Consider the following 14,033-nt stretch of genomic DNA (forward strand, 5'->3'; position numbering starts at 1 on the left):
GTCGCATCCTCGCCAGGACGGGGCGGCCGTGTTGACCTAGGCTTGCCAACCGGGGTCGAAAGGGGCATGAAGATGGATGAATACCCCCTCATCGAGAACCATGGCCTGATCGGTGATCTGCAGACCGCGGCTCTCGTGACCACCGATGCGACGATCGACTGGTTCTGCTGTCCGCGCTTCGATTCGCCCAGCATCTTCGGTGCTCTGCTCGACCGGCGGAAGGGCGGCCACTTCACCGTCGGGCCGGCCGCGGACACCTACACCACCAAGCAGCTCTACCACCCGGACACCGCCGTGCTGGTCACGCGTTTCATGACCGAAGCCGGGGCCGGCGAGGTGGTCGACTTCATGCCGATCACCGGCGCGACCGCGACCGACCGGCACCGTCTGGTCCGCATGCTGCGGTGCGTCCGGGGCAGCATGACCTTCGAGGGGGAGGTCGCTCCGCGCTTCGACTACGGCCGCAAGCCGCACGAGTTGCACCTCACGGAGCACGGAGCCGTGTTCACTTCGCAGGACATGGACCTCGCCATCCACGCCGTCCGTGAGCCGGGGGACGAGCGCCTGCTGACCATTCACCAGAATGACAACGACCTGCGCTTCAGCCTGACTCTGCAGGCAGGCCAGCAGCGCGGACTGGTCATGGAATCGTCACCTGGCGGGCCGCCGCACGAGGTCCGAATGGAGGAGTTCGAGCAACTCTTCGACGAGACCGTCCAGTTCTGGCGCTCGTGGCTGGGTCAGTCCACCTACTCGGGCCGTTGGCGGGAGGCGGTGGAGCGTTCGGCCGTGGCGCTGAAGCTCATGACCTACGCACCGACCGGCGCCCTGGTCGCCGCCCCCACGGCGGCTCTGCCCGAGCAACTGGGTGGAGAGCGCAACTGGGACTACCGGTTCACCTGGATCCGCGACGCGTCCTTCTCCGTGTACGCCCTGCTGGGCATGGGGTTCAAGGAAGAGGCGGCTGCGTTCATCGGCTGGCTGCACGAACGCGTGAAGGAAAAGGCCGGTGAAGGCGAAGGCAGCACCGGGCCCCTGAACATCATGTACCGCGTCGACGGCTCCTCCGACATGGTCGAGGAGACCCTCGACCACTGGGAGGGATACCGCGGTTCCGCCCCGGTCCGCATCGGCAACGGAGCGGCGACCCAGCGGCAACTGGACATCTACGGTGAGGCGCTCGACAGCATCTACTTCGCGCACCAGCACGGCATGCACCTCGACCACGGGGGCTGGACCGCGCTGCACACCCTTCTCGACTGGCTGGTCGACCACTGGGACCAGCCCGGCGAAGGACTGTGGGAGACCCGTGGCGGCCAGAAGGACTTCACCTACGGACGCGTGATGTCCTGGGTGGCCTTCGACCGGGCCGTCCGGATCGCCACCGACGACGGCCGCCCCGCGGCCCGCGGACGCTGGGTGGACGCGCGCGACGAGATCTACGCGCAGGTCCTCAGCCGGGGATGGGACCCGAAGAAGCAGGCTTTCGTACAGCACTACGGCGACAACGTGCTCGACTCGTCGCTGCTGCGCATGCCGACGGTCGGCTTCATCACGCCGGACGATCCGATGTGGAAGTCCACGCTGGACGCCATGGAGAGTGAGCTGGTCAGCGACAGCCTCGTCTACCGCTACAACCCCGAGGCGTCACCTGACGGGTTGCGCGGCTCCGAGGGAACCTTCTCCCTGTGCACGTTCATGTACGTCGACGCCCTGGCGCGCGCGGGACGCACCGACCAGGCCAGGCTGGTGCTCGAGAAGATGCTCACCTACGCCAATCACCTGGGTCTGTACTCCGAGGAGATCGGCCTGACAGGACGGCAGTTGGGCAACTTCCCGCAGGCCTTCACACACTTGGCCCTGATCGACGCGGCGATCACCCTGGACGCGAGGCTCAACGGGGAGCGCAAGGGCGGGGCGTAGCTTCACGTCGCCCCTGGAGGGAGGGCTCGATCCAGACAGGGAGCGGTGGGCCCATAGGGTGGCTCGCATGTCTGCCACGTTGAGCTCCACCAAATCCCGCGCCGCGCTCCGCGTTTCGGCGCGTGTATCGGGCGAGTTGCTGATCGTCCTCGTCATGGCCGCGGTGGTGGTGTGGACACTGGGCCGTATGTGGTCGGTCATCTGGCCGCTCATAGTCGGCCTGCTGCTCACCACTCTGACCTGGCCCCTGGCGCGTTACCTGCGCCGACGCGGGTGGCCACCGGCCCTCGCCGCTTCTGTGGTGACCGTGCTGTTCCTCCTGGTGGCCGCAGGGGTCGCGGCGCTGATCGCGGTGCCGGTCGCCTCCCAGTCCGGTGAGCTGGCCGACGGCGTGGTCGAAGGCATCCAGAAGCTGCGCGAGTGGGCTTCCGGACCGCCTCTCAACATCGGTGACGACCAGATCGCCGGTGCGTCGGATTCCGCGGCCGCCCGCATCCAGGACAGCATCGGCAGCATGGTCACCACCGTCGTCACCGGCGTGAGCACTGTGGTCAACGGCGTGGTCACCGCTGTCCTGGCGGTCTTCCTGATGTTCTTCATGCTCAAGGACGGCCCCCGGTTCCTGCCGTGGCTCGCCCGTCAGCTGCCCGGCCGGCTCGCCACCGATGTTCCGACCGTGGCGGAGCGTGGTTGGCGGACACTGGGTGAGTTCGTGCGCTCCCAGGCGTACGTCGGCCTGCTCGACGCGGTCCTCATCGGCATCGGCCTGTGGATCGTGGGAGTGCCGCTGGTGCTGCCTCTCGCGGTCCTGACCTTCGTCTCCGCGTTCGTGCCGATCGTGGGCGCCCTGTTCGCCGGCTTCGTCGCGGTGCTCATCGCCCTGGTCTCGAACGGGTTGACCGACGCGCTGATCGTGCTGGCGATCATCGTCGTGGTGCAACAACTTGAGGGCAACGTGTTCCAGCCCATGATCCAGAGTCGCGGACTCGGCCTGCATGCTGCGGTGGTCCTGCTGGCGGTGACACTGGGCGGCAGCCTCGCCGGCATCGTGGGCAGTCTGCTCGCCGTACCCACCGCTGCACTGATCGCGGTGGTCTGGAACTACCTGCGCGAGCAGCTCAGCGTTCCGCAGCAGGAGCCGGAATCCCAGGTGACACCGAGTGCCGCAGGCTTGCAGGTGTAGAGCCTCCCGCCTGCTTGGCGCGCTCGGGGCCGTCGGGAGGCCGCCCTCCGGCCTTGAGGGCCGTGGATCCAAGGGTTGTCCGGTGACTGATCTCCGGATCGGTTCGGACGGCCTTGGATTTCGGCAGCTCTCCTTCGCGGCAGGGCGGTGAGGGTGCACAGGGGACGATGCCCGGCGTTGCGGTGGTGACGAGGGGCACGCGTCGTCCGGGGCGCAGGGGGTACGCGAGGTGCGACACCGGCCCACCCGCACCAGGACGGGCCTGCACCGACAGGAGCAACGACATGACCGACCGCAGGCCCAAGGGAACGGCCTACACCGGGGCGGAGGGCAGCCCGCCCCCGATCCCCGCTGACATGCCCGACCAGCAGGTCCAGGACGGCGAGGACGCGCTCGACGTGATACTCCCGCCGGGTGCCGAACGTCCTGAAGCGGCACCGGACGCCGAGCCCGACGACGAGAAGCCCGACCCCGACGAAGCCGGCTCGGGCCGAAGCGCCGCCCGCAACGCCGGGGTCCACCCGGAACACCCCACCCCGGACGAGTCGACGGGGTGACGCGTGAACCGCGTTCGCGGGAAAAGGGGCAGGAGAACTACCGACACGGTAGCTACCGGCCACCGTCGACAAGCACTGTCGTAACGGCCGGCACTTCGGCTGCCGCCAGCACCGCGGCGCCGACAAGACCGGCGTCGGGCCCCAGTTGAGCCGGAACGGCGCGTAGCTCCCGCAGGAACGGCAGGGCCGCGTAGCGCCGCAGGTGGCGAGCGAGCGGTTCGAAGAGCACCCTGCCGGACTGAGCCACACCGCCGCCGACCACAGCAATGTCGATCTCGACCAGCGCGGCCGTGGCGGCTATACCCGCCGCCAGTGCGCGGGCCGCCCGGTCGAACGCGGCGAGAGCAGCCGGTTCCCCGTCTCGAGCCGCCGCCGCGACCGCCGTTGCGTCTGCGTTCCCTGTCAGTGGCGGTTGCCAGCCGAGGGCAAGGGCGTGCCGGCTGATGGCGGTACCGCTGGCGATGGTCTCCAGACAACCCCTCGCGCCGCACGGACAAGGGTCACCGTCGAAGTCGATGCTGATGTGCCCGAGATGGCCGGCATTGCCGGTGATCCCGTGGTGCACGCCGCCGTTGAGAACCAGGCCCGCGCCCACACCGGTGGACACCACGAGGCACAGTGCGTTCCTGTGTCCGCGTGCCGCGCCATGGCGGTGCTCGGCCGCGCTCATGGCCACGGCGTCGCCTGCCAGCATGACCTGCCGATGGGAGAGAGCCGGATGCCTTCCGACGTACTCGATGAGGGGATAGTTCCTCCAGGTGGGGATGTTGACGGGGCTCACAGTTCCGTGTGTCAGGTCGATGGGGCCGGCGCTGCCGATGCCCACTGCGCGTACGCGTCCCCAGAGGGGGTGGGCGGCCAGGGCGCTCACCACCTCGTACACCGCGTCGAGGAGGGCGTCAGCGGATTCCTTCGCCGGAGTGGGGCGGCGCGCGCGGTGGAGCAGGACGCCGTCCCGGTCGACCAGGGCACCCGCGATCTTGGTTCCGCCGATGTCGAGGGCGGCGATCAGGCCGCTTTCCGGGGAGTGAACTACCGACCGATGACTACTCATGGTGATGACCCTCTGGATCGGAGTGGCATGCGTGGTCCGGTTGAGGACACCACATCCGACCACCGTCTGACAACGTTATCCAGCACCTGCCGAACCCTCTTCGAGAAGCGTGTTCAAGTTGCGATCGATTTAGCCAACGTTTAGTAAAGTCGCTGTTCAGAGGCCTGCAAAGGCGTCAGATTCAGGTGGACCGGTCTATGGACATTGCCGCCGCGTTACCCCTACGTTGAGCGCTCATCAGGCCGGGACAGCGGGAGCCGATTCGGCACCCCCCTGGGCGTGACACCGAGAGCTGTTCAGCGAGGGGTGGATGAAATGCGCAGATTGTGCGTTGTTCTGGTGGCTGCGACTTTGGTCGCTGTCACAGCATGTAGTGGTCAGGGGGACGCGCCGAACGGTGAGATCGCGGCTCCACCGAGCGATCCCGCGAAGGTGTCGGGCAGCATCACGGTCCTGACCAACAGGACGGACCAGATCGCTGACGGCTCGTTGAAGAAGTACGCGGCCGCGTTCAACAAGCTCTACCCGGGCGTGAAGGTCAAGTTCGAGGGCCTGACCGACTACGAGGGCGAGACCAAGATCCGGATGAACACCGAGAACTACGGTGATGTCCTCCTGATCCCCAACTCCCTTTCCGTCGCGCAGTACCCCAACTTCTTCGCTCCGCTCGGCGGTTCCGTCGCCCTGTCGGCGAAGTTCGACTACACCGACCACGCCACGGTGGACGGCATGGTCTACGGCCTGGCCAACATCGGGGTGGCCAACGGGTTCGTCTACAACAAGGCGGTCTGGGAGAAGGCCGGCGTCAAGGACTGGCCCACGACGCCCGAGGAGTTCGTCGCGGACCTGGCGACGATCAAGGCGAAGACGGACGCCGTCCCGTACTACACGAACTACAAGGACGGGTGGCCGCTCACCAACTGGACGAACGCCATCGGCTCACCCTCCTGTGACTCCGGGGCCTACGACTCCCTGGCGAGGACCAAGAAGCCCTGGAACAGTGGATCCGACCTCTACGCGATCGACAAGCTCCTCTACGAGATCGTCGAGAAGAAGCTGGCCGAGCCCGACCCGACCACGACCAACTGGGAAGACTCCAAGGCGCAGATCGGATCCGGCAAGGTCGCGTCGATGTGGCTGGGGTCCTGGGCGATCTCCCAGATGCGGGCCGGTGCGGAGGCCGCCGGGAAGAACCCCGACGACATCGCGTTCATGCCGTTCCCGGCGCAGCGCGACGGAACGTTCTGCTCCGTACTGCGTCCTGACTACCAGTACGCGGTCAACACGCACTCCGACAACAAGGAGGCGGCCCGGGCGTGGCTCGACTGGTTCATCACCAAGTCGGGCCAGGCCGCCGGCGAAGGGTCCATCTCCTCGGTCAAGGGCGCTCCGCTGCCGGACACACTCAAGACGTTCTCCGACAACGATGTCATGATGATCCCGCAGAGCCAGGAGAGCATCGTCGAGGTCAACAAGGTCGACAAGGCGTCCGAGATCGGCATCACCGCGCAGGGCTACCGGCAGAAGCTGGTCGACATCGCACGGGGCGCGGCCGACGGGGACATGGACAGCTACTTCGGCGAGCTGAACGGCAAGTGGGCCGAGGCTCAGCAGACCCTCGGCGGCTGACCGTGCCGCGGCACGGTGAGACCCCGACCAGGCAGGCGTGCTCCTACCCGCCCGGACGGCGTGCCGCGTGAACCGCTCGCCGTGCCCCGGCCCCGATCTCCGCCCGACAGGGAACCACGAGGAACCATGAGATGACCGTTGCCCACAAGACCCGTGCCCGGGGGCCGGCCGTCGGCCGGCGAGGCACACCGTCGACCGAATCCGCCCCCGGCAGGCCGCGCGCCGCCGGCCGCCGCCGTGCCGCGGCCCTGACCCCCTGGCTCTTCCTGTCCGCACCCCTGGCGCTGCTGCTGATGTTCACGTTCCTGCCGGTGGCCGACATGATCGGTTACAGCTTCACCGACTGGGACGGCATCAGCCCCATGCGTTCCTACGTGGGCGGGGACAACTACACCGACCTGGTGACACAGCCCGCGCGGTTCGAGGTGTTCCTCGTCAGCGGGTTCTACCTGGTGGCGTCGTTCCTCCAGATCGCGCTCGCCCTGTACTTCGCCACGGTCCTCAGCTTCAACACCCGATACCGCAACCTGTTCAAGGGCCTGCTGTTCTTTCCCTACCTGATCAACGGGGTGGCCGTCGGATTCGTGTTCCTGTACTTCTTCCAGCCCGACGGCACCCTCGACACGCTGCTGCGCCTGGTCGGGGCGGAGGGCGGGCACCTGTGGCTGGGCGACCCGGACCTGGCCAACCCCTCGCTCGCGGGGGTGTCGGTCTGGCGCTTCATGGGTCTGAACATGGTGCTGTTCCTCGGTGCGATCCAGTCCATTCCGCCGCACCTGTACGAGGCGGCGGAGCTGGACGGGGCGAACCGCTGGCAGCAGTTCCGCCACATCATCGCGCCCAGCATCAAGCCGATCATCAGCCTGAGTTTCATCCTCGCCGTGTCCGGTTCCCTGGCCGTCTTCGAGATCCCGTACATCATGACCGGTGGCGCCAACGGCACCGAGACGTTCGTCATCCAGACGGTCAAACTGGCCTTCCAGTTCGACAAGGTCGGCCTGGCCTCGGCATCGGCCGTCGTGCTGCTGATCCTGATCCTGCTGATCACCTGGGTCCAGCGCCGGCTGTTCCCCGAGGAGAGGGTGGAGCTCTCGTGACCACCGACATGTCCGCCCCGCCCCGGCGGCCGGTCCGCGCCGACAGCACCGTACCGGCCAGGATTTCCGTCGTCCTCAAGTACCTGTCACTGCTCCTGGCTTCGGCCGTGGTCCTCGTCCCGCTTGTCGTCGTTGTGCTGACCTCGCTCAAGACCGGGTCGGAGGTGGCGAACAGCGGACCGCTGTCGCTGCCCGGTGACTGGTTCAACTTCGCCAACTACGCCACCGCCATCGAGCAGGGTGCGATGCTGCGGGCGTTCGGCAACACGACGCTGATCCTCGTGATATCCACTGCGGGCACCGTGCTGATCGGCTCGATGACGGCCTATGCCATCGACCGCTTCCAGTTCCGCCTCAAGAGACTGGTGATGGGCCTCTTCCTGCTGGCCACGCTGGTGCCCGGCGTGACCACACAGGTCGCCACATTTCAGGTGATCGACGATCTCGGCGCCTTCAACAGCCGCTGGGCACCGATCTTGCTCTACACCGGCACCGACATCGTCTCGATCTACATCTTCCTGCAGTTCATCCGTTCCATTCCCGTCTCCCTGGACGAGGCCGCGCGCATCGACGGCGCCAACTCCTGGACGATCTACCGGAAGATCATCCTCCCGATGCTGCGACCTGCCATCGCCACCGTCGTCATCGTCAAGGGCATCGCGATCTACAACGACTTCTACGTTCCCTTCCTCTACATGCCGGACCCCGAGCTCGGCACCATCTCCACCGCCCTGTTCCGGTTCAAAGGCCCCTTCGGCGCCCACTGGGAGACCATCTCCGCCGGCACGATCGTCGTGATCGTGCCCACCCTGGTCGTCTTCCTGGCGCTGCAGCGCTTCATCTACAGCGGTTTCGCGGCCGGTTCCACCAAATGACCTGCCCGCCCGTCGCACCCCGCACTACATCTCAAGGAGCACGTATGAAGGTCCGCACGCCGCTGTCCCAGGGCTGGACGCTGAGCCTGAACACCGACCGCGGCACCCCCGAGGGCGCGCCCCCGGCGCTGGCCGGAACCATCGTGCCAGCACAGGTGCCCGGCTGCGTCCACACCGACCTGATGGCGGCGGACCTGCTGGCCGACCCGTATCTGGACCGCAACGAGTCGGAGGCCGCCTGGGTGGGCCGTGCCGACTGGACCTACGCGACCGAACTGCCCCGGCGCGACAACACCTTCGAGCGGGCCGAACTGGTCTTCGACGGGCTGGACACGGTCGCCGCCGTCCACGCTGCCGGCCGGCTGCTTGGGCGTACCCGGAACATGCACCGCTCCTACCGGTTCGACGTCACCGATCTGCTGGAGGCCGGTCCGGCTCCGCTCGAGGTCGTATTCACCTCCGCCTACACCGAGGCCGAGGACGTCCGTGCGGCCCTGGGCACGCGGCCCAACTCCTACCCCGAGCCGTTCAACTACATCCGCAAGATGGCCTGCTCGTTCGGATGGGACTGGGGCCCCACGCTGGTGACGGCCGGCGTGTGGCGCGAGGCACGAATCGAGCAGTGGTCCACAGCCCGGCTGGCGGAGGTACGTCCGCAGGTCACCGTCGAAGGCGACGGGAGCGGCATCGCCGAAATCACGGTCGACCTGGACCGTACGGCAACCGGCCTGGACCGGCCCCTGCGCCTGGTGGCCGCTGTCGGCGACGTCTCCTCGGAGGTCACCGTCGCCCCCGGGGCCGACACCGCGACACTCACCGTGCGAGTCCCGGACGCGGCGCTGTGGTGGCCGCGTGGCTACGGCGAACAGTCGCTGTACGGGTGCACGGTCGCGCTGACGGAGCAGGACGGCGGCCGGGTCCTCGACACCTGGGAGCGACGCATAGGCTTCCGCACGATCGAGCTCGACACGTCCGCAGACGCACACGGAAGCGCCTTCACCCTGGTCGTCAACGGCACTCCGATCTTCGCCCGCGGGGTGAACTGGATCCCTGACGACGTCTTCCCCACCCGGGTCACGGACGACCGCTACCGCACCCGACTCACCCAGGCCGCCGAGGCGGGCGTCGACCTGGTACGCGTATGGGGCGGCGGAATCTACGAGGACCGGGCCTTCTACGACGTCTGCGACGAACTGGGCCTGATGGTCTGGCAGGACTTCCTGTTCGCCTGCGCCGCCTACCCGGAGGAACAGCCGCTGCGTTCGGAGATCGAGGCCGAAGCCCGGGAGAACGTCGCCCGGCTGATGCCCCACCCGTCGCTGATCCTGTGGAACGGCAACAACGAGAACCTGTGGGGCTTCGCCGACTGGGAGTGGGAGCAGGCGCTCTCCGGCGACTCCTGGGGCGAGGGCTACTACCTGGGCCTGCTGCCCCGCGTCGTCGCGCAGACGGACCCGACCCGCCCGTACTGGGCAGGCAGTCCGTGGTCGGGATCATGGGACCACACGCCGAACGACCCCGACCACGGAACCGCGCACTCGTGGGAGGTGTGGAACCGCCGTGACTACAAGGACTACCTCACCACGGTGCCCCGCTTCGTCGCGGAGTTCGGCTGGCAGGCGCCGCCGACGCTCGCCACCCTGGAACGAGCCCTGTCCGAACGTCCGCTGAGCGCCGATTCCCCCGGCATGCTGCACCACCAGAAGGCGGAGGACGGCAACGGCAAGCTGAACCGAGGGCTGGCCCCGCACTTCGCGGCGCCCGCCGACTTCGACACCTGGCACTACCTGACCCAGTTGAATCAGGCGCGTGCCGTCGCCGCCGGGGTCGAGCACTGGCGCTCCCACTGGCCCCGCTGCGCCGGCACGGTGCTGTGGCAGCTCAACGACTGCTGGCCGGTCACCTCCTGGGCGGCGATCGACGGCGACGCCCGGCTCAAGCCCCTCTACTTCGAGATGCGCCGCCTGTACGCCGACCGGCTGCTGACGATCCAGGACCGCGAGGGAGACCTGGTGATCGCGGGCTGCAATCAGGGCTCCGCACCCTGGAGCACCTCCGTCAGCGTCCGCCGGGTGGGAGCGGACGGTACCGTCCTGGCAAGCGCGGAGGTCGCCCTCAAGGCCACGGAGCGCGGCGTGGCCCTGGGGAGGCTGCCGGACTCGGTGACGGAGTTCGGCGACGCGCGCCGGGAATTCCTGGTCGCGGATGCGGACGGCCTGCGTGCGGTCCACTTCGCCTGTACGGACCGCGAGTTCGCCTATCCGGCCGCCTCCTACGATGTCCGCGTCGCCGATGAGGGCGAGAACGGCGTGAAGGTCACGGTCACCGCCACCGGACTCGTACGGGACCTGCTGCTCCAGGCCGACCGGCTGGACCCGGACGCCCGCGGCGATCGCGGACGCGTGACACTGCTGCCCGGCGAAAGCACCACCTGGCAGGTCACCGGCTGGACGCAGCCCGACGCGGAGGCCGCTCGCGCGGCGCTGTTCTGCGTCAACGGTGGAGCCGGCCGTGAGTGATGCCCGTACACGCCGGTCGGGGCGCGTCACGATCAACGACGTGGCGGCCCTGGCCGGCGTGTCCCGAGGAGCCGTGTCCCTGGCCTTCAACAACCGCCCCGGCGTCTCGGAAGCCACTCGGGCACGCATCATGGCGGCGGTCGCCGAGCTGGGCTGGGTACCGAGCCAGACGGCGATCAAGCTGTCCGGATCGGTCACCGGCGCGGCGGACACCATCGGCCTGGTCATCGCCCGCCCCGCGCGACAGCTCGGACTCGAGCCGTTCTACATGGAGTTCATCTCAGGGGTCGAGTCCATCCTGGAGGAGCACGGCTGCTCCCTGCTGCTCCAGCTGGTACGCGACACCGAACAGGAGATCGCCGTCCATCGCGCATGGTGGCAGGCCCGCCGCATCGCCGGTTCCATCCTGGTCGACATCCAGCAGAACGACCCTCGGGTCACCGCGCTGTCGACCATCGGGCTACCAGCCGTCGCGGTCGGACATCCGTCGCTGACCGGCGGTTTCACCTCGGTGTGGACCGACGACGAGGCCGCCGTCCATGAGGCGGTGCGCTATCTCGCCACCCTCGGACACAGACGGATAGCACGGGTGGGCGGCCACGCGGCGCTCGGGCACACCCTGATCCGAACCGCCGCACTCAACGCGATCGTGACGGAACTCGGGCTGGAACCGGCCCGCAGCGTCACCACCGACTACTCCGGGGAGCAGGGCGCCCGGGCCACCCGTTCGCTGCTCGCCTCCTCACGACGACCCACGGCGATCGTCTACGACAACGACATCATGGCGGTCGCCGGTCTGTCGGTGGCCGCCGAGATGGGCCTGAGCGTGCCGAGGGACATCAGCCTGATCGCTTGGGACGACTCGCAGCTGTGCCAACTCACGCACCCGACCCTGTCCGCCATGAGCCATGACGTGTTCGGCTTCGGCGCCGAAGTGACCCGTCGGCTGTTCGACGTAGTTCAGCGCCGTAACCCGTCGTCCGGTCCGGCGGCGCCGCCCGTACTGCTGCCCCGCGGCAGCAGTGCTCCACCACGGGAAACCACCGGCTGACGGCGAACCGTTGGACCAGTGGCCCGGCCCGGATACGCAACTCCCCGGACCGGGCCGACCTCCTGTCGCCTCCCTTCCACTCCTCCTTCGAGCCGAAAGGCAGGTCCGCCATGCCCGGACACCGCCGAAGAGCCGTGGCCGCACGCCTGACGGTCGCCGCCGTGTTCGTGACCACCGGGAGTCCTTGTGAGGTGACCGGCACGGGATCGCTGCTCCACCGCGCCCGGGCCCCCTTCGGCGCGGCCTCGTGAGGCTCTCCACCTGGGTCTGGGGAAACGGCCCCCGCACCGCAGTGCTGGTGCACGGCATCATGACGAACTCACGCACCTGGGTCCGGATCGCCCCAGCCATCGCCGACCACGGCTACCGGGTTGTCGCCGTCGACCTGCGCGGCCACGGCGCGAGCTTCCACGCCGACACCTACACTCCCGCCGACCTGGCCGCCGACCTGATCGACACCCTGCCGCCTGCTCCGGACCTCGCCATCGGCCACTCACTGGGCTCAGCCGCGCTGCTGCTCGCCGTACCTCAGCTGCGCTGCGCCCGCACGATCCACTGCGACCCCGCATGGCTGAGCCGGCCGCGGGATCTGAGCGCCCTGCGCGCCGTCAAGCACGCCACCTGGCGGGAACTGCGTGCCGCGCACCCGCGCTGGCACGACGACGACATCACCGCCGAGCATGAAGCCCTCGCGACCTGGGACCCGGATTCCGTCGCCGCCCTCCGGCACTTGCCCGGCCTGCCCGACGTCCCGGCCGCACCCTCACTGGTTCTCCTGGCCGACCCCAGCGAGCGGATCCCACCGACCGAGGCCGCGACACTGCGCGGCAGGGGCTGGCACACGCGAACGGTGGACGGTGCGGGGCACACCGTCCACCGTGACGATCCTGTCGGCTTCCTCCACGGGTTGCGCGGATGGCTGTGACCGCCCGGCACCGATGTGGATCAGGACGGGAGCGACAGCCGCCGGGTCCCGATGGCACGGTCCCGGATCGGGAGCCGTGGGTCCGCGGCGGCAGTAGCGCTCAGGAGAGACTGATCTCGCCCTGGTTCAGAACGCGGGGATGGAAGTACGTCGCCTGCGTTTCGGCGTTGGTGTTGTTCCCGCGCAGATGCTCGGACCACATCATGAACCACGCCCATTGCGGCTGGCTCTGCAGCATCGATGCGGTCGGCATCTTGCCTATTTCACCGATCGCCATGGGCTTCGTCCCGGCAATGTTTCTCATCTGCTGGTAATCGGCGGCACTCGGGTGGCTCTTGTACCAGACGTCCAGTGAGACGACGTCGGCGTACTGATTTCCGGGGTAGTAATTGCTCCACCCGCCGGCCGGGTTGTCCTGCACGTTCCACACCCAGATCAGATTGTCCAGACCCTTGCTTCCCGCGAGGTAGTCACGCGTGATCTGGAAGAGGCGTGAGCTGCCGTTGGAACCCGGCCGGTTCCCCCACCAGTTCCACGATTCGTTCATCTCGTGGAACGGCCGGAAAAGGACCGGGACTCCCGCGTTCTTCAACTGTTGCAGGTACGGAACTACTTCGTCGAGACGCTGCTTCCACGCCTTGTTCAGCGAGCTGCCGTCGGTGAGGATCTGGGAGAACTGCGCGTTCGACAGGTTCGACTTCACGCCGCCCTCGAACGCGCAGGTGCTTCCGCCGGTCGGCGGACAGACATGCCAGGTCAGAGAGACGAGCGACCCGTTCGCCCACTCGGTCTTCGCCTGGTCCACCACGCGCTGGCGATTGGCCACGTCCGCGGCGTTGAACATCAGGTCACCGCCCCACAGGCCGGGGTACTGCCCGGTGACGTCCTTGACCTGTTGTGTGTACTGCCCGGGAGCGGAAGCCGGCTCCTTGTTGTGCTGCCCGGAAACGATGTTGTTTCCGGAGATGGAGCGCAGATAGTTCACCACGGTCTGCTTGGGCGTCGCGGGAAACGCTTGTGCAGATTCCGTCGCCGGCCAGGCGAATACTGCCGTGAAGACGGCTGCGGAAGTCATCGCGGAGGTGATGAAGCGTTGAGTTCTTCTCATGGGCATCCCGGCTTTCACGGAGGATCGGAATTGCTTGATGCCATGAAGGTGGCCGCTCCTTCGGCGCACGTCAATGGTTCCCGACGCCTTCCGTTACTTGCCGACAACATTA

11 protein-coding genes are annotated in these 14,033 nt (G+C 67.8%); 9 read left to right on the forward strand and 2 right to left on the reverse strand.

What is annotated here, in order from left to right:
- Window positions 1-72: 72 nt before the first annotated feature.
- From ACFW9O_RS30470 to ACFW9O_RS30480, 3 genes are all read left to right on the forward strand, one after another.
- A complete protein-coding gene (locus ACFW9O_RS30470) occupies window positions 73-1,923 on the forward strand; it encodes a glycoside hydrolase family 15 protein (protein ID WP_384613750.1) in 1,851 nt (616 codons plus the stop codon).
- A gap of 67 nt (window positions 1,924-1,990) precedes the next feature.
- Window positions 1,991-3,106 (forward strand): AI-2E family transporter, encoded by a 1,116-nt coding sequence (locus ACFW9O_RS30475; protein ID WP_384613752.1) that lies wholly within the window; start codon window positions 1,991-1,993, stop codon window positions 3,104-3,106.
- A gap of 284 nt (window positions 3,107-3,390) precedes the next feature.
- The gene (locus ACFW9O_RS30480; protein ID WP_384613754.1) at window positions 3,391-3,663 is read left to right on the forward strand and encodes a hypothetical protein; all 273 of its coding nucleotides are present in this window, start codon (window positions 3,391-3,393) and stop codon (window positions 3,661-3,663) included.
- Between the two features lie 52 nt (window positions 3,664-3,715).
- Here ACFW9O_RS30480 and ACFW9O_RS30485 read toward each other — a convergent pair whose 3' ends face one another.
- Window positions 3,716-4,717 (reverse strand): ROK family protein, encoded by a 1,002-nt coding sequence (locus ACFW9O_RS30485; RefSeq protein ID WP_384613755.1) that lies wholly within the window; start codon window positions 4,715-4,717, stop codon window positions 3,716-3,718.
- A gap of 315 nt (window positions 4,718-5,032) precedes the next feature.
- Between ACFW9O_RS30485 and ACFW9O_RS30490 the strand changes: the two genes are divergently transcribed.
- From ACFW9O_RS30490 to ACFW9O_RS30515, 6 genes are all read left to right on the forward strand, one after another.
- The gene (locus ACFW9O_RS30490; protein ID WP_384613757.1) at window positions 5,033-6,346 is read left to right on the forward strand and encodes an ABC transporter substrate-binding protein; all 1,314 of its coding nucleotides are present in this window, start codon (window positions 5,033-5,035) and stop codon (window positions 6,344-6,346) included.
- 131 nt (window positions 6,347-6,477) lie between these two features.
- Window positions 6,478-7,443, forward strand: a complete 966-nt coding sequence (locus ACFW9O_RS30495) for a carbohydrate ABC transporter permease (RefSeq protein ID WP_384613758.1) — start codon at window positions 6,478-6,480, stop codon at window positions 7,441-7,443.
- Between the two features lie 8 nt (window positions 7,444-7,451).
- Complete coding sequence (locus tag ACFW9O_RS30500) at window positions 7,452-8,318, forward strand: carbohydrate ABC transporter permease (protein ID WP_384613812.1); 867 nt, start codon at window positions 7,452-7,454, stop codon at window positions 8,316-8,318.
- A 44-nt stretch (window positions 8,319-8,362) separates the two neighbouring features.
- The gene (locus tag ACFW9O_RS30505; protein WP_384613760.1) at window positions 8,363-10,837 is read left to right on the forward strand and encodes a glycoside hydrolase family 2 protein; all 2,475 of its coding nucleotides are present in this window, start codon (window positions 8,363-8,365) and stop codon (window positions 10,835-10,837) included.
- Complete coding sequence (locus ACFW9O_RS30510) at window positions 10,830-11,888, forward strand: LacI family DNA-binding transcriptional regulator (RefSeq protein ID WP_384613762.1); 1,059 nt, start codon at window positions 10,830-10,832, stop codon at window positions 11,886-11,888. Before ACFW9O_RS30505 ends, ACFW9O_RS30510 begins: the two co-directional genes overlap by 8 nt.
- 298 nt (window positions 11,889-12,186) lie before the next feature.
- A complete protein-coding gene (locus tag ACFW9O_RS30515; protein ID WP_384613813.1) occupies window positions 12,187-12,813 on the forward strand; it encodes an alpha/beta fold hydrolase in 627 nt (208 codons plus the stop codon).
- A 100-nt stretch (window positions 12,814-12,913) separates the two neighbouring features.
- Here ACFW9O_RS30515 and ACFW9O_RS30520 read toward each other — a convergent pair whose 3' ends face one another.
- On the reverse strand, window positions 12,914-13,939 hold the full coding sequence (locus ACFW9O_RS30520) for a glycosyl hydrolase (protein ID WP_384613764.1): 1,026 nt from the start codon (window positions 13,937-13,939) through the stop codon (window positions 12,914-12,916).
- Between the last annotated feature and the right edge of the window lie 94 nt (window positions 13,940-14,033).

The sequence above is a fragment of the Streptomyces sp. NPDC059499 genome (assembly GCF_042749285.1).
GTDB lineage: Bacteria > Actinomycetota > Actinomycetes > Streptomycetales > Streptomycetaceae > Streptomyces.